This window comes from Bacillus sp. ISL-39, assembly GCF_018613295.1.
Taxonomy (GTDB): domain Bacteria; phylum Bacillota; class Bacilli; order Bacillales; family Cytobacillaceae; genus Mesobacillus.
Window position 1 is genome coordinate 1 of sequence record NZ_JAGGQM010000027.1, and the last position, 21,760, is coordinate 21,760.

Consider the following 21,760-nt stretch of genomic DNA (forward strand, 5'->3'; position numbering starts at 1 on the left):
AAGACCATCCAAAGCAGAAAAAGAGGCCAGGATGGTCGATAGAAGAGTTATAAAGACCATCCAAAGCAGAAAAAGAGGCCAGGATGGTCGATAGAAGGGTTATAAAGACCATCCAAAGCAGAAAAAGTGATCACGATGGTCGATAGAAGAGTAGTAAAGACCATCCAAACCAGAAAAAGAGACCAGGATGGTCGATAGAAGGGTTATAAAGACCATCCAAACCAGAAAAAGAGACCAGGATGGTCAATAGAAGAGTTGTAAAGACCATCCAAAGCAGAAATAGAGGTCATGATGGTCGATAGAGGAGTTATAAAGACCATCCAAAGCAGAAATAGAGGTCAGGATGGTCGATAGAGGAGTTATAAAGACCATCCAAAGCAGAAAAAGTGATCACAATGGTCGATAGGAGAGTTGTAATAAAGACCATCCAAAGCAGAAGAAGTGATCAGGATGGTCAATAGAACAGTCCTAATACCATCAAGCAAATGGAGTTCCTTCGAAAAATGCCCCCTATATGGTGTAACAGCAAAATCTTCCCAATCTTTTAAAATCCTCGCCGCAGTTTGTTAATAATTTGTTCATAATTTCTGGTTAAGATGAAGACAAGTTAGAAGCGAGGAGGAAAAAAATATGAATGAATTTGAACAGCGTTCCCGTTATCAAGAGCAGGAGCCGGTCAAAAAGTCATATAATTTCAAAAGTATCCTGTCGACTGTCATGGCCGGGGTAGTAGGCTCGGCGATTACACTTGCGGCGGTCAATTTTACAGAAGCGGACGCAGGAAATCAGCAGCAGCCTCAAACGGAATCAGCCGCGGAAAGTAATTCAAATATCGTAACGACACCAACTTCAACAAAGAGTTCCGGATCAATTGCTGATATTATCGAATCTTCTTCAAAATCGATTGTGGGCATTACCAATATCCAATCAGAAAACAATCCTTTTTCCGGAAGTCAGGGCAATGTAGAAAACGGCTCTGGTTCAGGGGTTATTTTTAAAAAGGAAGGCAATAGTGCTTTCATTGTGACAAACAACCATGTTATTGAAGGAGCATCTAAGGTGGAGGTCAGCTTATACAATGGGGAAAAGGTTGCGGCAGAGGTTGTCGGAGCAGACGCATTGACTGATTTAGCCGTTGTCAAAATCGGTGCTGCTAAAGCTTCGGATGTCATTGAGTTTGGTGATTCATCTGTCTTAAGGGCTGGAGACCAGGTGCTCGCGATTGGAAACCCGCTTGGCCTTGATTTATCGAGGACGGTAACACAGGGGATTGTCAGTGCGGTAGACCGCTCCATCTCAGTACCGACTTCTGCTGGGGAATGGGAAATGAATGTCATCCAGACGGACGCAGCAATCAATCCGGGCAACAGCGGCGGTGCGTTAATCGATACGAATGGCAAGGTGATAGGAATCAACAGCTTGAAAATTTCCCAAAATGGTGTCGAAGGTCTAGGATTTGCAATTCCAAGCAATGAGGCTTTGCCAATCGTCAATCAGCTGATAGAAAAGGGGAAAGTGGAACGCCCATATTTAGGTGTAAGCCTTGCTGATCTGGCGCAAATTCCAGATATGTATCTTGAGAACCTTCCTGACAGTGTCGAATCAGGTACAATGGTTACCTACGTAGACCCAAATTCGGCAGCAGCCAAAGCGGGCCTTCAGGAGCAGGATATCATCGTTGGTATCAATGATGAAAAGGTGAAACAGGCCAGTGATTTAAGAAGATACTTGTACACGAAACTTCAAACTGGGGACCATGCCGAGTTGAAAATATACCGTGACGGCAAGCAGCAAACCTTGAAGGTTGATTTGTCTGCTTCAAGCGCTGAATAATGGAGGAAAATGATGAGTGCTTTTATGAAAAACAATAAACTGCCTATTATATTTGGAGTGATCGTTTTAGGTCTTCTCTTAATCTTTGCGACAGCTTTTACAAGAACAGAAACAGCGGCAAGCGTTAATGGCGAAAAAATCACCAAGGAGGAACTGGATACTAAATTGACCGAAATGTATGGCCCTGATACTTTGGATTCGCTGATCACAAATAAAGTGATTGAAATGGAAGCGGCGAAGGAAAAGGTGAAGGTGACCGGCAATGAGATAGAGGAAGAGCTGACGAAGCTTGAGGAATCTTATGGCGGTGAAGAAGCTTTCGCGGCCGCGCTTGAGCAAAACCGGGTGCCAATGGACAGAATCAGGGAGGACATCGAGGTCTATCTGCTCGCTGAAAAAATGATCGGTGCGTCAATAGACGTGAGCGAAGATGAACTGAAGACGTATTTTGAGGAAAATAAAGACTCTTTTGACCAGAAGGAACAGGTAAAGCGAGTCATATATTAGTGGAGGACGAAGCGACGGCCAAGAAGGTCAAGGAAGAGCTTGATAATGGAAAAAATTTCGCTGAATTGGCAAAAGAATATTCAACGGATACAAGCAATGCTGATAACGGAGGCGACCTCGGCTATTTCGGAAAAGGAGAAATGGCTGAGGAATTCGAGAATGCTGCATTTGCACTGGAAACCGACGCAATTAGCGAGCCGGTAAGAACGGAATTTGGCTACCATATCATCAAGCTTGTTGATAAAAAGGCTGCGAAGGCCGCAAAGTTTGATGATCACAAGGATGAAATTAAAGAATTGTTATTTGACCAGAAAATCCAGGAAGAATACCCAAACTGGCTGGAGGAGAAAAAAACAGAATATAAAATTAAAAGTTATTTATAGTTAATCTGAGCCCCTGCAGTGTTTGCAGGGGTTTTTCTTGTTCCTTGCCTCTGTCACCGGGAGGCATTCAATCCCGGAGTGCCGAATTCCATTGTAAATATCTAAGTGATTTTATGTAAAAGTGCGGTTATCTATCAAATAATTATAGGAATTCTTAAACAATTTAGTTGCAGGTCAAGTTTCCTATGCGATAAAATGTTGACCATAGGAAACTTTTTGACCCACACGCATATATTATTTTTACGAAGGACTCCTGTACCCAAAAAGTTGACTCAAGGAAACATTTTAGAGTAAGTCCATCAATTGAAGCTTATCCCTGAATGTGAAACTTTTTCAAGCAGTTGCATAGACTAAGAATTATTGTTTTCCTTTTTGAAAATTACACGGGTCAGGTCAAATATTCATATTCAAAGGAGAATAAAAATGACAGAGGAGATTTTATTTGCTTTCGGCTTGACTTTATTCGCAGGTCTTGCCACCGGGATCGGAAGTATTCTCGCCTTTTTTACATCGCGGACCAATACAAAGTTCCTGTCGCTCGCACTTGGTTTTTCTGCCGGAGTCATGATTTATGTATCGATGATCGAGATCTTCGTAAAAGCGAAGGACTCCCTTGTATCGGCGCTGGGGGTGCAATCAGGAAACTGGGCAACCGTGGGTGGTTTTTTTGCCGGAATCGTGTTGATTGCATTGATCGATAAGTTCATACCAAAGCAAGGAAATCCACATGAACTGAAAAAGGTCGAGGACATGAATACACCTTCAAAAGCAGCCAATGATGCGGCCCTTTTGAAAATGGGTACCTTCACAGCTCTGGCAATCGGGATCCACAACTTTCCGGAAGGAATCGCTACCTTCACCTCTGCAATTCAGGACCCTGCTTTGGGTGTGGCCATTGCCATCGCGATCGCCATTCATAACATTCCAGAGGGAATCGCTGTTTCTGTACCAGTTTATTTTGCGACTGGCGACAGGAAGAAAGCTTTTAAACTATCATTTCTTTCAGGTCTTTCCGAACCGATCGGCGCACTTGCGGCATACCTATTCTTGATGCCGTTCCTGAATGATATTATGTTTGGCGTCATTTTCGCAGCTGTAGCCGGAATCATGGTGTTCATCTCACTCGATGAATTATTGCCGGCTGCAAAAAAATATGATGAATCCCACCTCGCTATCTATGGCTTGGTAGCCGGTATGGCAGTCATGGCGGTTAGTTTGCTTTTGTTCATCTAAAAAACAAGCGCTGGATATCCTATTATTTTCCAAACGACAAGAGTGACCTGTAAAAAAATGGTCACTCTTTTTAGTGCTTTCGATATTGGGAAAATTCAAAAATAGTCAGATAAGCATGTGACTTTTATCTAAACGTGCAAAATTACCTGATTCTAAAGACTTAAAAATGAACAAATTAGCATATTGTTAATGTCAGAAAATTTTAAATATAATAGAGTTGTAAAACCAGCAGCACCATCAAAATGCAGAGGAGTGGTTGGATGAAAAAAAGAAAAGCACTAGGAGCAGCGCTACTAAGCATGACAATGGGTTTATCGATGTTCACGGCTGGGGCATTTGGCCAGGCACCAGAGGCACAGGATACATACCGGGTTTTGGTCCAGGGTCCTGCAGCTGAAAAGGCTAAGGCAAAAGATCAGTACGGCAAGAGATGGGATTTCGGAACGAAAGGTTTTACAACAACAGTCAATGCCAAGCAATACCAGGCACTATTAAAAAATAAGAATCTGCAAGTAGAAACAGTTTCCCAGGTACAGCTGGAAGCCAAGCCAGGTTCTAGCGCCCAGGCAGCACCAACTGATCAAACTCCATGGGGAATGGAAGCAATCTATAATGATAACAATATTCAGGCCACTTCTGGTGGTAGTGGCGTCAAAGTAGCGGTTCTCGATACCGGCGTCAATGTAGCCCATACAGACTTAGCCGGCAGCGATGAACAATGTAAGGATTTTACTAACCGCAGATCGCCATTAGTAAATGGATCTTGTTCAGATAAAAATGGTCACGGAACTCATGTTGCAGGTACTGTACTGGCACACGGAGGATCTGGCCAGGGAATTTATGGGGTAGCACCTGAAGCAGATCTTTGGGCTTACAAGGTTCTGAATGACCAGGGTTCAGGCTATTCCGATGACATCGCAGGTGCAATCCAGCATGCTGCAGATGAAGCAGTTCGCACAGGCTCGAAAGTCGTCATTTCAATGTCACTAGGATCCAGCAGCAAGAGCACATTGATTGCCGATGCAGTTGACTATGCATACGGAAAAGGTGTCCTCGTGGTTGCAGCGGCTGGTAACAGCGGACCGAATGCCAATACAATTGGTTATCCAGGTGCCTTAACAAATGCAGTAGCTGTTGCCGCTTTAGAGGATGTTCAGCAAAACGGTACATACCGTGTCGCAGACTTCTCATCCCGCGGTAACCCGCTGACTGACGGTGACTATGTGATCGGTGAGCTAGATGTGGAACTATCCGCACCAGGAAGAGCAATCGAATCAACATGGTTTGACGGTTCTTATAACACAATCAGCGGAACATCAATGGCGACTCCGCATGTATCCGGACTTGCAGCAAAGATTTGGGCTGAAAATCCAAGCATGAGCCATACACAACTTCGTTCGGAACTTCAAAACCGTGCAAAAGCGAACGATATCCTTGGCGGATCAGGAGCAGCATCTGGTGATGACTATGCATCAGGCTTCGGGTTCCCTCGCGTGAAATAGTTTGGAAAACCGCTTGATCGTCTGAGACGATTGAGCGGTTTTTTGTTAATTATGGGATTAGACGATGAAGGCAGTCATGGTTTATTAATCTCCGAATTGGAAAAAAAGGCGTGAAATTACCAATTCGCCAATATAATTTGATTTTCGCCAATAAGTCATTGGTTTTCGCCAATAAATAATTTTTTTCGCCAATAAAATGAGGAAATCGCCAATAAAGTTGTGAAAATCGCCAATATAATTTTTTTCAGGAAGAAAAAGGCATGATATTAGTGGCATTTCAATGAAAAAATCATGCTGTTAACAAGGGGGCAGCCGATTTTATAGGAAAAATCTTAATTATGTAGAGAAAATATTGATTTTAAATTGTGGAATCCCTCTTTTGTATAGCGATTTTCTGATTTTAAAGGGAAAAAGTAATTATTTTTATGCCACTATCAATTTTTTTATAGCGACTTTTCTTTTTTATAGCGAGTTTCGACTTTTTATAGCGACTTTTTTAATTTTATAGCGAGTTTTGACTTTTTTTTAGCGACTTTTTTAATTATTATAGCGAGTTTCAACTTTTTATAGCGAACTGGAAATTACCCGCGATTTTTTCCAGCTATAAAAAAACCGAGCCACTAAGACTCGGTTTAAAACTTCCTCTTCGAATAAAAGTTCTCGGTAAAATAAGGCTCATGATTCGGTCCGAAAGCGACACCAACACCGAGCAGTTTGAAGTCCGACTTCAGGATATTTTCGCGGTGTCCGAGCGAGTTCATCAATCCTTCGTGGGCGAAAATGCTGCTGAATTGTCCATATGCGAGATTCTCTCCGGCGACAGAAAACGCAATATCATCCTCTTCCATCCTATCAAAAGGTGATTGTCCTTCTGGGTTTGTATGGCTGAAATACGAATTTTCCGCCATATCGGCACTGTGCTTGCGGGCAGTTACCCTGACCGGATCATCCCAGGTAAGAATCCCCAAACCGTGAACCACCCTCGAAGCATTGGTCAGGTCAAACAGCTGATATTCAAAACCTTCTTTCAATGCCTCACTCGCTTCGGTATAAAAGCCTGCCTTGCTTTGTTCCAGCTTCTCGCTGACAATCTGGATTGCACTGACACTATTATTTCTATGTTTATCATAAAATACCGTCACATAGCTGTCGTCCAAATGATAGACATCATAATCCTGGTCCTTTTGGAATTGGTAATAAACAAGCCCTTTCCTGATCTCGCCAAGTGGTTCACCAAGCGTCTGACGCACTGTTTCCTTAGGGTTACCATACTTGAGGCCATTTTTGGCAGCGATCAAATCCTGGTTTGTATACAAAGCATTTGCAATCCCATCTTTGCTGTAGGAAACCATGATGAAGTTCTGGAAATTTTCATGATAGGCATGCCACTCAGTTCCATACTCGTTCACGGAAACTCGTTTTGGGCTGCCAAGCTGTTTTTCAACTTCATCCTTCGCATCGCCAATTCCGATATTATGAATCGTAAAGGTTCTCTCGGAAGGGGTCTCCAGCTCCGGTTTAGCCACTTTCGGCAAAAGGTTTTGTTCATCCTGTGTCAATTCTTCCTTCTTCTCATCAAGCTTCCATAACAACTGATTGATCCCGCTGTTAATTGTTTCCAATGCTTTGCTGAGTTCGGGGTTTTCTTTTAATTTATTTATTTCATTATTTAAATTTTGAACATCTTTTTCATTCGTCAAAAATGGCCATGCAAAATAAAGCAGGGCCCCTAAAATTAAAAGTGAAAACAATCGTCCCAAGGTTTTTCACCATCCTTTATTCCTTATCACCAATATACCCATTAATACTTGATTAAAAAAGCATACTAGCTTGGAGGCAGGGCAAACTTTGTATGTAAAACTATCCAGCTTCATTATTTGTGAAATGTTTCACATAATGTTCATAACTCTTATGTTAAATTCTTATGGATTAGTTGTATTATTACTATCTCAGTAGTGTTTATATTACCAGGAGGTCTTATCTTGAAAAAACTATTACAAATCATTATTATAATCGGACTTATTCTGACACCCTTTTATACAAATGCCCATGTGAAATGGTTTACCGAAGTGGCGCCTAGGAAAGAAAGTATTGAAAACATTTTATCGCCGTTATTTATGGGGTTAGCGCTACTGGCGGCTGTGGTTCTCGCGTCACTGACGTTAATCATCCCAAAAATGGCACAATGGCCGCTAATTAAAAAGTGGGATGATTTCCTTTCAAGCTTCCGTAAATATTCCAGATACTTATTAAAATACGGAACAGCCCTGGCATTGATCATCCAGGTTACAAACGGTACCTTATTTGCACCGGAGTTCCACTTGGACAGCACCTTGATGACGATTTTAGCGTGGGTTACGATTGCCCTGCTTCTTGTGCCGCATCATATCGCGACAAAAATAGGGGCGGCCATATTACTGATATTATTCATTATGGTGACTGTGAAGCACGGAATTTTCTATATGCTTGATTACGGTTTTTATGTTGCAATCATCGGAGTGCTGCTTGTTGGCAAAACGAAGCTGGAGAAGGTTGGCTTCCCGTTTTTGTATTTGGGGACAGGGCTTTCCCTATGCTGGGTCGCTGTTGAAAAATGGGTATACCCTACGATGTCGCTTGATATCGTCGCAAACCACCAGGTGCCCACTTTCGGCTTTGAACCAGCAGCCTTCATCGTGATGGCGGCTTTTGTTGAATTTGTTGTCGGCTACTTGCTGGTAGTTGGTATCCTGAACCGGGTGCTAGGTTTCGTTGTCACTACCATTTTTATTTTAACGACCATGTTATTCGGTTTTACAGAAGTGATCGGCCATTTCATGATTCATATCGTTCTGATCATCTTCATCATCGAAGGCGTTTCCTTCTATAACCCGCCAATCAAGCTGCACAAGACAAGAGTAGACCAGTTCGTGTTTATATTTTTGAACTTCATTTTCGTTCTGTCGACCTTTGTGCTGATCTATTATCGTTTTGCTTAAACAGCCTTCAATGGAGGCTGTTTTTCCTTTTTAACTAAGGCTGTTTTCGATAAAATCCTAAAGCAGATTTTATCGTAATATAAGGGCATTTTGCAGGGCGGTATAAAGTGTGCATGCTCTTTTCTCACAAAAGAGTCAACTTTGCGAAGAAAAATTGGGCATTCAATCCTATTTTGCAGTCAATAGCAACAAAGTTTGAGAAAAGAGCCTAAATAAAACAACTGACCAAGGCGCTTCCGCATTTCTTAGAATTATCAGACCTTTTGTTGACGCTTCCTTCTGTTCTTGTTACGATTTCTCTAGTTGCAAATGGGATGGGAGAGATGATGATGAAGCCTTATTCTTTTGAACCTGATGCGGAATTTGCCGCACAGCTTGACCGGGAAGATATGCTGGCCCGTTACCGGGATGAATTTTACTTGAAACCTGATTGTATTTATCTTGATGGAAACTCGCTTGGTCTTCTTTCAAAGAGGGCTGAACAGACATTGCTTGAATCATTGGCTGACTGGCGCGAGCTTGGCATCGATGGCTGGATGGATGGCAGCCATCCGTGGTTCTATTTATCTGAAAAACTAGGAGGATTGACTGCTCCGCTTGTTGGTGCTTCCCCTGAGGAGATTATTGTAAGTGGATCCACAACCGTCAACCTGCATCAGCTGGTCGCTACCTTTTACAAGCCGGAAGGCAAAAGAACAAAAATCCTCGCAGACGAATTGAATTTTCCTTCCGATATCTATGCACTGCAAAGCCAGCTGCGAATCCATGGCTATGATCCGGATTCGCATTTGGTCAGGGTGAAGAGCAGGGATGGAAGGTTTCTTGATGAGGAAGACATCATTGAGGCAATGACGGAAGAAATTGCGCTTGTCGTATTGCCGACTGTTTTGTACCGCAGCGGGCAAATACTTGATATGGAGCGGTTGACAAGAGCTGCCCATGAACGTGGAATCATGATTGGTTTTGATGGCTGCCATTCCATTGGCGCGATTCCGCATGCCTTCTCTGACTGGGGAGTCGACTTTGCTTACTGGTGCAGCTATAAGCATCTGAATGGCGGACCTGGAGCTGTAGCCGGCCTTTATGTGAATTCAAAGCATTTCGGCGCGAAGCCGGGACTTGCCGGCTGGTTCGGTTCGAGAAAAGACAAACAGTTTGATATGGAGCATATCTTGACACCTGCTGAGAATGCGGGGGCGTACCAGATTGGAACCCCTCATGTATTGAGTCTTGCCCCTTTGCTGGGCTCTTTGGAAATGTTCGCTGAAGCGGGAATCGGGAACATACGTGAAAAATCATTAAAGATCAACCGATATTTAATGGACTTGATTGAGCAGGAGCTTGGCGACGCCGGCTTTAATATCGGCAGTCCAACAGAAGATTACAGACGGGGCGGCCATGTCAGCCTCGAGCATAAAGAAGCAGCAAGGATTTGCAAGGCTTTGAAGGAAAAAGGGATCATTCCTGACTTCCGCGCTCCGAACATCGTCCGTCTGGCACCTGTAGCTCTTTATACTTCATATACAGATGTCTGGAATGCTGTACAGATTTTAAAAGAAATTATGGATGATAAATTGTACGAGAAATACAGCAATGAGCGCGGAGTTGTGGCGTAGGGGAGGAGTCCGGGAATGAAGGAAGAGCAAAAAAAACATCAAATTCATACCGATTTTTCAAAAGAGCTTTCTTATGGCAGTTACTTGCAATTAGATAAAATTTTGTCCAGCCAGCAGCGCCTGTCGGATCACCATGATGAAATGCTGTTCATCATCATCCACCAAGCCAGCGAACTGTGGATGAAGCTGATTTTACATGAAGTGACCGCGGCGATTGACTGCATCCGTAAAAATGACCTGGAGCCGAGCTTCAAGATGCTCTCAAGGGTGTCGAGAATCCAGCAGCAGCTGATCCAGTCATGGAGTGTCTTGTCGACGCTGACTCCGGCTGAATATATGGAGTTCCGAGACAAGCTTGGCCATTCATCAGGATTCCAATCCTACCAGAACCGATTGATTGAATTTGCTCTTGGCCAAAAAAGCGCACATGTACTGTCTGTTTACAAACATGATCCGCAACTGTATAAACAAATGGAAGATGCGCTTCATGAACGGTCGATATATGATGCAGCGATCAGTGCGATGGCGATGCGAGGCCTGCCTATAGATGATGCGGCCCTAAATCGTGATTGGTCTGCTCCGTACGAACCAAATGCCAGTGTCGAGGAAGCGTGGCTTACGGTGTACCGTAACGTCGATCAATATTGGGACCTGTATGAGCTTGCTGAAAAGCTTGTCGATATCGGCAGCCAGCAGCAGCTATGGCGTTTCAACCATATGAGTACAGTGGAACGGATCATCGGCCACAAAACGGGAACAGGCGGCTCCGCCGGTGTATCCTACTTGAAAAAGGTCGTCGACCATCGATTCTTCCCTGAGCTATGGAGCCTCAGGACGAAGCTATAAAAGAAGGTTGTTTTCGAAAAGTGTTGTTAAAATCCTAAAGCCGATTTTAACGTATATAAAGCCTTTTTGCTGGTCGGTATTAAGTTTGCATGCTCTTTTCTCATTATAAAGAGTCAAGTATGCAAAGAAAAAGTGTCATTCCCTATTTTGCAGTCAATAGCAAAAATTTTTGAGAACAAAGCCTAAAAGAAAGAAGGAAAAAGTATGGGGAATTGGATTGATATTTCGCAGGTTTTAAATAATAGCATTCCCGTTTGGCCGGGTGATACGCCATTTCAATATGAAGTGAGCTGGGGAATGGAAGAAAGCGGCTCCGTGAATGTCGGCCAGGTGACAATGAGTACGCACACCGGCACACACATCGATGCGCCATTTCATTTCGAAAATGATGGGAAGAAAGTCATCGAGCTGGATTTCAACCTATACATTGGACCTGCTCTTGTGATACATGTGGAGAAGCCTGAAAGTATCGGTATTAAAGAGCTGCAAGGCGTGGATCTGAACGGAGTGGAACGTCTGTTGATCAGGACCGACTCATGGCAGGATAAGACTGTATTCCCGGAGTCGATTCCGCATATCGAGCCGGAACTGGCAGCATTTCTTGCTGGACATGGTGTGAAATTGCTTGGTCTTGACTTGCCATCGGTCGACCCATTGGACAGCAAGGAATTGAGTGCCCATCATGAATTGAACAACCAGGGCATTCATATTCTTGAAGGACTGGTACTAGATAAGATTGAACCAGGAGAATACGAGCTCGCTGCACTGCCTCTGCCGCTGGAACAGGGTGACGGCAGTCCTGTGAGGGCGGTAGTTCGAAAACTGAAGTAAACTGGAAGGCTGCCCGATTATGGGCGGCCTTTTTATGTGGTTGATAAAATATGTCGAAAAGTTTGCTTTTGATGCTGTTGACCAAAGTGGTCAATAAGGAGTAGAATATAATTGACCGAAGTGGTCAATGTGCTTTTAAGGAGGGTGACATGTCTTCAAAGTTTTTAAGCTTAAATCCAGAGAAGCAGGAGCGGATCCTGAACGCTGCTCTAAAGGAGTTTGCCCAAAAAGGATACGAAAATGCTTCCACAAATGAAATCGTAAAAGCAGCAGGGATTTCTAAAGGCTTGCTATTCCACTACTTCTCGAATAAAAAAGAACTATACTTTTTCCTTCATAATCACTTTGTTGATGTTTTAATGGAAGAATTCTTCAGTGAATTGGATTTCAGCGAACGAGATATCTTTGAGCGGCTCAAGAACCTGATGATCCTCAAGAACAGGTTAATGTCCAGACATCCAGAGATATTCGACTTCATGATGTCCGCCTCGCAGGAAGCTTCTGACGAAGTGAAGGAGACTTTGGCCAATGCCAATACAGAACTGATTCACACCAGCTATGGCAGATTATTCGAGAATATTGATCTTTCAAAATTCCGTGAAGGCACAGACATTCAACGAGCGATCAACATCATCATGTGGACGCTAGAAGGCTTCAGCAGCCAGGCACTTGAAAAGGCAAAAAAACTGAACGAAGGAATTCTGGATTTTGATGAAGCGTTTGAAGAAGCAGAAGTATATATTGATATGCTGAAGAAATCATTTTATAAGTACGAGGTATAAGGGCGAGAAAACAATCGGTAAAAAGTTGCACAGCCGTAAATAAATATTCGGACCAACCGGAAATAAAAAATGCTTTCGTAAATAAACACGGACCAACCGTAAATGAAAAATGCTTAACCGTAAATAAATTCGGACCGACCGTAAATAAAAAATGTCCAACCGTAAATAAATTCGGACCGACCGTAAATAAACTGTGCTTAACCGTAAATAAACACGGTTCAACCGTAAGGGAAGGTTCACACATAAACCTGAACATAGATAGAAAAAGGATCTGGGAGGGTCTGGCATGAACGTGATTGAGATTAACAATCTGACGAAAATGTACGGCAAGGCCAGGGGAATTGAGAATGTCAGCTTCGATGTAAAAGAGGGAGAGATTTTCGGGTTCATAGGACCGAATGGTGCGGGAAAATCCACAACAATCCGAACGTTGCTGTCACTGATTTATCCGACGAGCGGCAGCGCGACTATTTTCGGCAAGGATATCATCACAGCTGCACCGGAAATTAAAAAAGACATCGGCTATCTGCCCTCTGAAGTTTTTTACTATGACAATATGAAGGTCATGGATTTGCTCAAGTATTCCGCAAGCTTTTACAAAAAGGATTGCACGAATCGAATCAAAGAGCTTGCTGACGTCATGGAGCTGGACCTGACGAAGAAAATCGATGACCTTTCACTTGGAAACAAGAAAAAAGTCGGCATTGTCCAGGGGCTGCTGCATGAACCGAAGCTGATCATTCTTGACGAACCGACGAGCGGGCTTGATCCGCTCATGCAGCAGAAGTTCTTTGACCTTCTTGAAAAAGAAAATAAGAAAGGCGCGACAATCCTGTTTTCGTCCCATATTCTCAGTGAGGTGCAAAGGCTGTGTGACAGGGTCGCCATCATTAAGGACGGCCGGATTGTCACTGTCGAGAAAATCAGCACGTTAAAAGAAAACACTTATAAGAAATTCAAAATCGAATCCAAATCCGACATCGATAAAAGTCTTTTTGATATCGAAGGTGTGAACCAGCTTGAGCAGGACGGCGGAACAATCAGCTTCCTTTTCAGGGGCAACATCAACTCCATCATAAAAAAAATCGCAGAAATCGAGATAGCCAACCTCTGGGTGGAGGAGCCTGACCTTGAAGAGATTTTCATGCATTACTATGAAAAGGAGGAATAGACGATGAATATATTCCTTCATGAACTGAAGGCATATCGAAAATCGACGATGATCTGGACCTTGTCATTGGTGGCGCTAGTGGTGTTGTTTTTATCAATGTTTCCTTCTTTTTCAAAGGATGCGGAAGAGTTCAAGACACTGCTTGAAGGTTTCCCGGTTGAGTTGAGAAAAGCGATCGGATTGTCGGTGGATAGCATTGCGACAATGATTGGTTTTTTCTCGTATGCGTTTCTGTACCTGAAGCTGGCGGGCGCCATTCAGGCTATGAATCTTGGAACCTCGATTTTATCTAAAGAATCCCGGGAAAAAACAGCGGACTTCCTGCTCACAAAACCAGTTACAAGGGCGCAGGTCGTTACTGCGAAGCTGCTGGCGGCGCTGGTTTCCCTGGTTATCACCAATATTGTTTTTATCACAGTGACTTTCGTGATGGCATCAATTGTCGAAGGTAAAGATTTTGACAAGGCAGCTTTGTTCCTGATTGCTATCTCCCTGTTTTTCATCCAGCTTATGTTCATGGCACTGGGAATGATTATTTCAGTGATTATCCCTCGGATTAAATCCGTTATTTCCGTTTCACTCGGTACTGTGTTCGGATTTTTCATGCTCGGGATGATCAGTTCGACGACAGATGATAAGGCGCTGCGTTATTTGACGCCTTTCAATTATTTTGACTCTGCCTATATCACAGAAAACATGGGCTATGAGACTTCTTTTATCCTGGCCGGTGCACTTTTTATCATCGCAGCAGTCATAGCCAGTTATTATTTGTACGGTAAAAAGGATGTCCATTCCGTTTAGGGAGGAGGGAAAATCATGAATCTTTTTAAAAGGGAAATGAAAGCAAATCTCAAGTCGCTGATCATTTGGAGCATCGGTGTCATTTTCATGGTTGCTTCGGGCATGGGCAAATACTCAAGCCTGGAAGGGACCGGGCAATCAATGAATGCACTGATGGCCGACATGCCTAAATCACTCCAGGCAATCATGGGTACTGGTTCGCTCGATTTGTCGACACCTATCGGTTATTATGGGGTCCTATTCTTGTATCTTGCCGTGATGGGAGCCATTCATGCAGTGATACTCGGATCGACGATCATCGCTAAGGAAGAACGGGATAAGACGGTGGAGTTCCTGCTGGTCAAACCTGTTTCGAGGTCGAGAATGATCACATCCAAGCTGTTGGCGGCTTTGGTCAATGTTGTGATTTTCAATGCAGTGACCTTCGCTTCCTCTGTGGGAATGCTCCAGAGATATGCGGAAGGTGAAAACGTGACCGGGGATATTTCCTTACTGATGGCCGGAATGTTCATCCTTCAGTTGATCTTCCTCGTAATCGGTACAGCGATTGCCGCAGTTTTTAAGAATGCTAAAAAAGCCACATCTTTGGCAACAGGCATCCTGCTCATCCTCTTCATTCTGTCGATTGCAATTGATTTGACTGAAAAGCTGGATGGATTGAAATTCCTTACTCCATTCAAGTATTTTGACGCGAAGCTGGTTTTGGAGGAAGGCGGATTTGAACCGTTTTATCTGGCACTGTCAACCTTCTTGCTGCTGGGACTCACAATTGTGACCTTTGTCTTTTACCGAAAAAGAGATATGAATATATGATTCCTGAGCAAATCATACCCTTATGCAAGGTTTTCGTCTGCTATAAGGGTACGATAAAGAGCGAATCGTACCCTTATGTAAGGTTTTCGTCTGCTATAAGGGTATGATAAAGAGCGAATCGTATCCTTATGCGAGGCATTTGTCTGCTATAAGGGTACGATAAAGAGCGAATCGTACCCTTATGCGAGGCATTTGTCTGCTATAAGGGTACGATAAAGAGCGAATCGTATCCTTATGCAAGGTTTTCGTCTGCTATAAGGGTACGATAAAGAGCGAATCGTACCCTTATGCGAGGTTTTCGCGGCTATAAGGGTACGATAAAGAGCGAATCGTATCCTTATGCGAGGCATTTGTCTGCTATAAGGGTACGATAAAGAGCGAATCGTACCCTTATGCGAGGCATTTGTCTGCTATAAGGGTACGATAAAGAGCGAATCGTACCCTTATGCGAGGTTTTCGTCTGCTATAAGGGTACGATAAAGAGCGAATCGTACCCTTATGCGAGGTTTTCGTCTGCTATAAGGTACGATAAAGAGCGAATCGTACCCTTATGCAGCGGCCCAGCATTCCATAAGGGTGCATTTCATTAAAAGACATCTAGTACCAGCGAAGGAAAGATACTTGATTTTGAAAGAATCCCTCCAAATCGCACCCGTTTCTGCAAATTCCGCAAATAGGAAATCCTTCGTTATTTTCTCCAAATTCTTCGTTCACATTTTAGTAAAAAAACTACCATCTTCCTTTTAATTTCCGGTGCTATACTTTAAATATGTTAAAAACTTCACATACCTAGTTAATTCAATTATAGGATAATCAATACATTACTAAAGAATAGGTGAGCGGAATGGAAGAAAAGAAGGTCATTGTTGTTGGCGGCGGGATTACCGGGCTGGCGGCAGCATATTATCTCCAAAAGGAAGCCAGGGAAAAGCAATTATCCATAAAAGTGGAATTGATTGAGGCAAGCGAACGCCTTGGTGGTGTCATCAGCACTGAAAAACGGGACGGATTCGTTATTGAAAGAGGTCCGGATTCGATCATAGCGAGAAAGAAGAGTGCGATGAGATTGATAGAAGAAGTTGGCCTCAAGGATAAAATCATTTCCAACACAGCCGGCAAATCTTATATTTACGCTAGAGGCAAGCTTCACACGATGCCCGAGGGTTCTTTCATGGGCATACCTACGAAGGTGACGCCGTTTGCGTTATCGGGATTATTTTCACCTCTGGGGAAATTGCGTGCGGCGGGGGACTTTATTTTACCAAAAGGCGAGCCGAAAGCAGACCAGTCACTTGGAGCATTTTTCCGTTATCGGCTGGGCGATGAGGTGGTCGACAATCTGATTGATCCATTACTGTCAGGTATTTATGCAGGCGACATTGATGAACTGAGCTTGATGTCATTGTTCCCGAACTTCTATGAAATTGAACAGAAGCATCGGAGCCTGGTGGTTGGACTGAATAAATCGATGCCAAAGCCGCCGAAGACAGCCAAAAAGCCTGGCTCAAAAAAGGGCATGTTCATCTCATTGTCAACGGGCCTCGAGGAGTTGATCCACCGGGTTGAAAGCCGCCTGGAAGAGGGGACGGTCATGAAGGGAAATGCTGTGAAAAAGGTAGCGAAGACAGGAAATACCTATCAAGTTCACTTCGAAACTGGCGAAGTAGAAGCAGCGGACAGTGTCGTCATTACTACAGATCATTTCCATGCCCAGCGTATGCTTTCCGAATACGCATTTATGGAACAGTTTACAGATATGCCGTCCAATTCCGTGGCAAATGTCGCGATGGCATTCCCGAAATCAGCAATCGAGAAAGATATCAATGGTACTGGCTTCCTCGTTTCAAGGAACAGCGATTTCAGGATAACTGCATGTACCTGGACGCACAAGAAATGGCCTGGCACATCTCCTGATGATATGGCCTTGCTCCGCTGCTATGTCGGTAAACCGGATGACCAGGAAGCAGTTGATTTGTCAGATGAGGAGATCGTCGAGCTGGTATTAAGAGACTTGAATAAGACAATGAACATTACCGCAAAACCCCTCTTCCATGTCATAACAAGGTGGAGAAAAGCGATGCCGCAATATACGGTCGGGCATCTTGAAAGAATTGCCCTAGTTAAAAAGCAGCTTAGCCGGGAACTTCCTGGTGTCTTCCTTGCCGGAGGGTCATTTGAGGGAGTGGGCATCCCTGGCTGTATCGACCAGGCGGAATCTGCGGTGGAAAAAGTAATCAGCCATCTGACTTCAAAGTAATATCTGCCGCTGTCTTTCAAAAGATAGCGGTTTTTTACTTTTAATAGTATGATAGCCAAATATTTCTTTTTAAATATCTAAATCTTCTGTAAAATAGATTTATAAGGAAAAAAAGTTTGGAGAGATCTCTATGCGTAATAGTTTCCCAATATTCGGGACAGATGATGAAACAATCTATAATCCTAATGAACTGCTGAGTTTATTTTTGGATTGCACGGCTGACGGATTTGCTATTGTCGATATGGAGAATCGATTTTTAAGAATCAACCATAAGTACACCGAAATATTCGGCTATACAGAAGAAGACTTGATTGGAAGAACCTTTTATGAGTTCTCAAACCCTGATTATGTTCCAGGAATCATAGCCCAAGTCAAGAATGGCAAGGCTTTTACAAATATGATAACCCAGCGATATCATAAAGACGGATCAATGCTGGATATTGCGGTCTCCTACTCTCCTTTTCGGAATAAGCACGGGAAAATCATCGCAATCATTGCGATTTACCGTGACATTACCAAAATGGTGAACATGGAGCGTGAACTGAATAGAACCCGGGAATTGTACGAATTGATCACCGAGAATACGACTGACATGATCAAGGTGATTGATAAGAATAAAGTGATAGTGTATGCATCACCCTCACATGGAAAAGTAATCAGTCTGAAGCCAGAGCAAATTGTCGGCAAAAGCTTGAGTGAATTTTTGACACCTGATGAAGATGTCATTCTTGATAAAAAGCTTGAGGAAATTCTGGAATCAGGTGAACCCCAAATTTTACGGAAGAAGTTTACGACCTGTGACCAAAATACGGTTTACACAGAGTACAATTTTTCACCGATTTACAATGAGAAAAAAGAGATAGAGTCATTTGTCAGTGTCGGCAGGAATATTACCGACCGTGTCAAGCAGGACGCCACGATCCGAAACCTGGACAGGCTTTCCATCACCGGACAGCTGGCAGCAGGAGTGGCTCATGAAATTCGCAATCCGCTTACTTCATTGAAAGGTTTCTCGAAATTATTGCAGACATGTCTCGATAAGGAGAAGCAGGAGGATTACCTGGCTATCATCATGAATGAACTTGACAGGATCGATACGATAGTCAATGAGTTTATGTCACTTGCAAAGCCGCAGGCGGTAAAGTTTGTAAAGGGAAACATGAAGTCAATCCTGGACAGCACAATCAAAATAATTCACCCGCAAGCATTGTTGCATAATGTCCAAATCATCACTAATTTTCAAGAAAAGAATCTCATGCTTTCATGCAATCCGCACCAGCTAAAACAGGTATTTTTAAACTTTATGAAAAATGCGATTGAATCCATGCCTGAAGGCGGGAAAATTCATATTGACCTTCAGATGAAAGGTTCGGGGAAGCTGCAGATAAGCATTTCAGATGAGGGAACGGGCATCGAAGCGGACCGGCTTAGATACCTTGGGACGCCTTTTTATACGACAAAAGATAAAGGGATTGGACTTGGATTGACGGTGAGCAATAAAATCATCCAGGAGCATAATGGAACAATGAAGATCATCAGTGAAGAGGGTAAGGGGACAACAGTGATTGTTGAACTGGATTGTTTGGAGATATAGGATAGAGAACCATAAAAAAGCGGCTCCCTGAATGGGAAGCCGTTTTCTTGTTATTCCTCTTCTTTGTTGAACCATAATGGATCGTTATTATCCTCTTCCCCATTATAATTAATGAAAATTTCTTCACCGGCGCTGATATCACGGTAGGCATAGAAATCAAATGTGTGATTGTCGAAATTGATTTCATACGTTGCGTTAGGCTCGTATGAGTGGTTGAATAACATTCCATATCCAAGAAGGAGGGCAGAATGGTTGATGCCATATTCGAAGGCATAATCCGCCAGCGCAGTTTTCTCGATATGGACATGCTGATCGTTTGGATAGGATAGCACGGGAGCCTCATGGATCAATTCGCCTTTTGCAATATCACGAGTTGCGAATATCCCTCTATTGAATTCACCATCGCTAATTTCAGAAGTTTTAACTTCGATCATTTTTTTCACCTGCTCGCTTTATTACATTGTTGTTCTTCATCCACTAGCATGACGGTTTTTTAAAAGAAATGCAAATATATTATAAAAATCCATATTTATTTCAAGGAATTTAGTGGTTTATGGCCTATTCGAGATGGAAAAATCCACAGAAAACAAAACATTCTACCTATAAACCGTGTAAGGGAGCATGCCTAATTATCCAAAATAAAAGCTTTGTTCAGCTAAGTTATTCACATCAGAAAATTGTTAACCATCCGAATAGTGATTTAAGTACTATCTATCGGAAAAGTAGTTTCTTTTTCCTGAGCAAAAATACCTGGTTAAATTTTTAGAAAAATCAGGATTTTTGATGGATTTTGTTGAAGAATGATTCAAATTATGATGTGGATAAGAGATCAGTCGGATATACACTGGTTCTCGATAAAGGCAAACCTGGTGAAAACCAGCGACGCAAAGCTAAAGGGGCTACGGCAATCCATTGCTAAGCCAGCCAGCTACCGAAAGATCAGGGTGAATTACATGAAATATGTATTCAGCGAACCCCCCTTTCGGTAAAGGCGGGGTTATTTTTGTACAGTCGGAGGTGAAAAGCGAAATGAGACTAGTGAACGAAGTGAACGGCAAAGAATTGGCAGCGGATGTAAAAATAGCAGATACCTTTTTCAGCAGATTCAAAGGGTTGATGCTGACAGAAAGCTTGCCAGAAGGACACAGTCTCTATATAAAGCCCTGCCGGTCCATCCATACCTTTTTTATGAACTATTCCATCGATGTTCTTTACATCAACGAGAACGATGAGATTGTAGGCGCGGACGAACAACTTGAGCCTGCGAAAATGGGAAAGCGCTGCAAAGGTGCATATTCCGTCTTCGAGCTTCCAGAAGGCACGATTCGGAATAGCGGAACGAAAGTCGGTCATTCTATCAAACTAATAAAATGAAAAGGGGTTTTAAACAATGAAAGCAAAAATGAAAGCACTATTCACAGAAGAACAAGGACAAGGTATGACGGAGTACGGTTTGGTACTTGGAGTTATTGCGGTGGCGGTTGTTGGAGTGTTAGCTTTATTGCGTGAAGAAATTCTTGCTATGTTTACTGAGGTAACCGATGCTGTAACCGGAAGAAATGATACTCCTACTACACCATAATCGTTCCTATTGACTAAGGCATTTATACATTCACTTATAAGTTGTAGTCAGAGGTACACCTAGAAACAGCCTCGCGTTGAGAAACGTGAGGCTTTTTTAAAACTCCTCACTGAAATGAGGTAGATCGATGTTAGTCGACTTTTTATTGATAACATTAATAGTGATTTGTGTCATAACCGATTTGAGAGAACGGAAGATTTATAACAAAGTTTTATTTCCTTTTTTACTAGCTGGTCTGGCTTTAAATACAGCCACTGATGGAATCCAGGGCCTCACCTTTGCTCTTGCAGGAACAGCAGTTGGTTTCTCTATTTTGCTGATTCCCTATTTGCTCGGAGGCATGGGAGCTGGGGATGTGAAACTGCTTGCGGTGGTGGGGAGCTTAAAGGGAGCTGTATTTGTATTGACGGCGGCTGTGTATATGGCGCTGGCTGGAGGGATTTTGGCACTGTTGATCCTGTTTTTCAGGAAGGGTGCCATAAACAGGCTAAAACAGATCGGCATGTTCCTGGGCGGGCTGCGTAGCGGTATGAAAGTCCCGCATGGACTGGATAAGGAAGCCTTGAACACGACCTATCCATATGGAGTGGCGATCGCGATTGGAGCTTTGGCTGCCATTGTGTTTCCAGCTGGAGGAGGATTGTTTTGAGACGTGATGAGAGAGGGCAATCACTCGTTGAGACGGCCCTTGTTCTGCCGGTTCTTTTATTGCTGTTGGTAGGCATTTTGGATTTCGGAAGGATTATGTATTCTTATGCCCATCTTCATATGGCGGCCCAGGAAACCGTCAGGGTGGGAGGTCTCGGTAAAAGTGATTCTGAAGTTACTGCTTTTGCCAGGGATTACGTACAGCTGAATGAAATTGATAAACTGGCCATCTCGATTTCCCCTGGAGAATCGGGACGTGTTGCTGGTGACTATATAACTGTGAAGCTAGAATATCCTTATCAATTTTTCACTCCGTTTATATCCAGCCTGTTTTCTTCATCCTTGACGATTACGGCGGAGTCAACGATCAGAGTGGAGTGAGG

General features: G+C 43.2%; 21 protein-coding genes and 1 riboswitch. Of the genes, 19 read left to right on the top strand and 2 right to left on the bottom strand.

Going from position 1 to position 21,760, the window contains the following annotated elements; all coding sequences use genetic code 11:
- Positions 1-630: 630 nt before the first annotated feature.
- From J7E37_RS18455 to J7E37_RS18470, 5 genes are all read left to right on the top strand, one after another.
- Positions 631-1,833 (top strand): S1C family serine protease, encoded by a 1,203-nt coding sequence (locus J7E37_RS18455; protein WP_215026123.1) that lies wholly within the window; start codon positions 631-633, stop codon positions 1,831-1,833.
- Between the two features lie 12 nt (positions 1,834-1,845).
- Positions 1,846-2,340 (top strand): SurA N-terminal domain-containing protein, encoded by a 495-nt coding sequence (locus tag J7E37_RS22155; RefSeq protein WP_251009757.1) that lies wholly within the window; start codon positions 1,846-1,848, stop codon positions 2,338-2,340.
- A complete protein-coding gene (locus J7E37_RS22160; protein WP_353050041.1) occupies positions 2,340-2,723 on the top strand; it encodes a peptidylprolyl isomerase in 384 nt (127 codons plus the stop codon). Before J7E37_RS22155 ends, J7E37_RS22160 begins: the two co-directional genes overlap by 1 nt.
- Before the next feature lie 423 nt (positions 2,724-3,146).
- A complete protein-coding gene (gene zupT, locus J7E37_RS18465; RefSeq protein ID WP_214782051.1) occupies positions 3,147-3,956 on the top strand; it encodes a zinc transporter ZupT in 810 nt (269 codons plus the stop codon).
- A gap of 260 nt (positions 3,957-4,216) precedes the next feature.
- On the top strand, positions 4,217-5,458 hold the full coding sequence (locus tag J7E37_RS18470) for a S8 family peptidase (RefSeq protein WP_215026126.1): 1,242 nt from the start codon (positions 4,217-4,219) through the stop codon (positions 5,456-5,458).
- 632 nt (positions 5,459-6,090) lie between these two features.
- On the opposite strand, the gene J7E37_RS18475 is transcribed toward J7E37_RS18470, so the two are convergent.
- Positions 6,091-7,218, bottom strand: a complete 1,128-nt coding sequence (locus tag J7E37_RS18475; RefSeq protein WP_215026129.1) for a CAP domain-containing protein — start codon at positions 7,216-7,218, stop codon at positions 6,091-6,093.
- 222 nt (positions 7,219-7,440) lie between these two features.
- Here J7E37_RS18475 and J7E37_RS18480 point away from each other — a divergent pair, with 222 nt between their 5' ends.
- The 10 genes from J7E37_RS18480 (at position 7,441) to J7E37_RS18525 (ending at position 19,147) form a co-directional block, all read left to right on the top strand.
- On the top strand, positions 7,441-8,436 hold the full coding sequence (locus tag J7E37_RS18480) for a hypothetical protein (RefSeq protein WP_214782042.1): 996 nt from the start codon (positions 7,441-7,443) through the stop codon (positions 8,434-8,436).
- 329 nt (positions 8,437-8,765) lie between these two features.
- Positions 8,766-10,052 carry a kynureninase gene (kynU, locus tag J7E37_RS18485; RefSeq protein ID WP_215026131.1) on the top strand — a complete coding sequence of 429 codons (1,287 nt, stop codon included), beginning with the start codon at positions 8,766-8,768 and terminating at the stop codon, positions 10,050-10,052.
- 15 nt (positions 10,053-10,067) lie between these two features.
- The gene (gene kynA, locus J7E37_RS18490) at positions 10,068-10,898 is read left to right on the top strand and encodes a tryptophan 2,3-dioxygenase (protein ID WP_215026135.1); all 831 of its coding nucleotides are present in this window, start codon (positions 10,068-10,070) and stop codon (positions 10,896-10,898) included.
- 204 nt (positions 10,899-11,102) lie between these two features.
- A complete protein-coding gene (gene kynB / locus J7E37_RS18495; protein ID WP_215026137.1) occupies positions 11,103-11,729 on the top strand; it encodes an arylformamidase in 627 nt (208 codons plus the stop codon).
- Positions 11,730-11,878: 149 nt separating this feature from the next.
- Positions 11,879-12,511, top strand: a complete 633-nt coding sequence (locus tag J7E37_RS18500; RefSeq protein ID WP_215026140.1) for a TetR/AcrR family transcriptional regulator — start codon at positions 11,879-11,881, stop codon at positions 12,509-12,511.
- Between the two features lie 286 nt (positions 12,512-12,797).
- Positions 12,798-13,682, top strand: coding sequence for an ABC transporter ATP-binding protein (locus J7E37_RS18505; RefSeq protein WP_215026143.1), 885 nt, complete (start codon positions 12,798-12,800; stop codon positions 13,680-13,682).
- A 3-nt stretch (positions 13,683-13,685) separates the two neighbouring features.
- Positions 13,686-14,483 carry an ABC transporter permease subunit gene (locus J7E37_RS18510; RefSeq protein ID WP_215026146.1) on the top strand — a complete coding sequence of 266 codons (798 nt, stop codon included), beginning with the start codon at positions 13,686-13,688 and terminating at the stop codon, positions 14,481-14,483.
- 15 nt (positions 14,484-14,498) lie between these two features.
- Complete coding sequence (locus J7E37_RS18515; protein WP_215026149.1) at positions 14,499-15,296, top strand: ABC transporter permease subunit; 798 nt, start codon at positions 14,499-14,501, stop codon at positions 15,294-15,296.
- A gap of 844 nt (positions 15,297-16,140) precedes the next feature.
- Positions 16,141-17,553, top strand: a complete 1,413-nt coding sequence (hemY, locus tag J7E37_RS18520; RefSeq protein WP_215026152.1) for a protoporphyrinogen oxidase — start codon at positions 16,141-16,143, stop codon at positions 17,551-17,553.
- 130 nt (positions 17,554-17,683) lie between these two features.
- Entirely contained in the window at positions 17,684-19,147 is a 1,464-nt protein-coding gene (locus tag J7E37_RS18525; protein ID WP_215026155.1) for a PAS domain-containing sensor histidine kinase, read from the top strand.
- A gap of 50 nt (positions 19,148-19,197) precedes the next feature.
- Here the strand turns inward: J7E37_RS18525 and J7E37_RS18530 are convergent, their stop codons facing one another.
- Positions 19,198-19,581 carry an SET domain-containing protein gene (locus J7E37_RS18530; RefSeq protein ID WP_214782019.1) on the bottom strand — a complete coding sequence of 128 codons (384 nt, stop codon included), beginning with the start codon at positions 19,579-19,581 and terminating at the stop codon, positions 19,198-19,200.
- Positions 19,582-19,996: 415 nt separating this feature from the next.
- Positions 19,997-20,083, top strand: a riboswitch (cyclic di-GMP riboswitch).
- A gap of 93 nt (positions 20,084-20,176) precedes the next feature.
- Here J7E37_RS18530 and J7E37_RS18535 point away from each other — a divergent pair.
- The 4 genes from J7E37_RS18535 (at position 20,177) to J7E37_RS18550 (ending at position 21,758) form a co-directional block, all read left to right on the top strand.
- Positions 20,177-20,521 carry a DUF192 domain-containing protein gene (locus J7E37_RS18535; protein ID WP_215026158.1) on the top strand — a complete coding sequence of 115 codons (345 nt, stop codon included), beginning with the start codon at positions 20,177-20,179 and terminating at the stop codon, positions 20,519-20,521.
- A gap of 16 nt (positions 20,522-20,537) precedes the next feature.
- Positions 20,538-20,729, top strand: coding sequence for a Flp family type IVb pilin (locus J7E37_RS18540; protein WP_215026161.1), 192 nt, complete (start codon positions 20,538-20,540; stop codon positions 20,727-20,729).
- Positions 20,730-20,856: 127 nt separating this feature from the next.
- On the top strand, positions 20,857-21,378 hold the full coding sequence (locus J7E37_RS18545; RefSeq protein WP_215026177.1) for an A24 family peptidase: 522 nt from the start codon (positions 20,857-20,859) through the stop codon (positions 21,376-21,378).
- Positions 21,375-21,758: a TadE/TadG family type IV pilus assembly protein gene (locus J7E37_RS18550; RefSeq protein WP_214782012.1), complete on the top strand. Its 384-nt coding sequence runs from the start codon at positions 21,375-21,377 to the stop codon at positions 21,756-21,758. The genes J7E37_RS18545 and J7E37_RS18550 overlap by 4 nt, the downstream gene beginning before the upstream one ends.
- Positions 21,759-21,760 lie beyond the last annotated feature (2 nt).

Coding starts and splice junctions, on each gene's coding strand:
- J7E37_RS18455 (WP_215026123.1), top strand. CDS start 631: ATGAATGAATTTGAACAGCGTTCCCGTTATCAAGAGCAGGAGCCGGTC.
- J7E37_RS22155 (WP_251009757.1), top strand. CDS start 1,846: ATGAGTGCTTTTATGAAAAACAATAAACTGCCTATTATATTTGGAGTG.
- zupT (WP_214782051.1), top strand. CDS start 3,147: ATGACAGAGGAGATTTTATTTGCTTTCGGCTTGACTTTATTCGCAGGT.
- J7E37_RS18470 (WP_215026126.1), top strand. CDS start 4,217: ATGAAAAAAAGAAAAGCACTAGGAGCAGCGCTACTAAGCATGACAATG.
- kynU (WP_215026131.1), top strand. CDS start 8,766: ATGAAGCCTTATTCTTTTGAACCTGATGCGGAATTTGCCGCACAGCTT.
- kynA (WP_215026135.1), top strand. CDS start 10,068: ATGAAGGAAGAGCAAAAAAAACATCAAATTCATACCGATTTTTCAAAA.
- kynB (WP_215026137.1), top strand. CDS start 11,103: ATGGGGAATTGGATTGATATTTCGCAGGTTTTAAATAATAGCATTCCC.
- J7E37_RS18500 (WP_215026140.1), top strand. CDS start 11,879: ATGTCTTCAAAGTTTTTAAGCTTAAATCCAGAGAAGCAGGAGCGGATC.
- J7E37_RS18505 (WP_215026143.1), top strand. CDS start 12,798: ATGAACGTGATTGAGATTAACAATCTGACGAAAATGTACGGCAAGGCC.
- J7E37_RS18510 (WP_215026146.1), top strand. CDS start 13,686: ATGAATATATTCCTTCATGAACTGAAGGCATATCGAAAATCGACGATG.
- J7E37_RS18515 (WP_215026149.1), top strand. CDS start 14,499: ATGAATCTTTTTAAAAGGGAAATGAAAGCAAATCTCAAGTCGCTGATC.
- hemY (WP_215026152.1), top strand. CDS start 16,141: ATGGAAGAAAAGAAGGTCATTGTTGTTGGCGGCGGGATTACCGGGCTG.
- J7E37_RS18525 (WP_215026155.1), top strand. CDS start 17,684: ATGCGTAATAGTTTCCCAATATTCGGGACAGATGATGAAACAATCTAT.
- J7E37_RS18530 (WP_214782019.1), bottom strand. CDS start 19,581: ATGATCGAAGTTAAAACTTCTGAAATTAGCGATGGTGAATTCAATAGA.
- J7E37_RS18535 (WP_215026158.1), top strand. CDS start 20,177: ATGAGACTAGTGAACGAAGTGAACGGCAAAGAATTGGCAGCGGATGTA.
- J7E37_RS18540 (WP_215026161.1), top strand. CDS start 20,538: ATGAAAGCAAAAATGAAAGCACTATTCACAGAAGAACAAGGACAAGGT.
- J7E37_RS18545 (WP_215026177.1), top strand. CDS start 20,857: ATGTTAGTCGACTTTTTATTGATAACATTAATAGTGATTTGTGTCATA.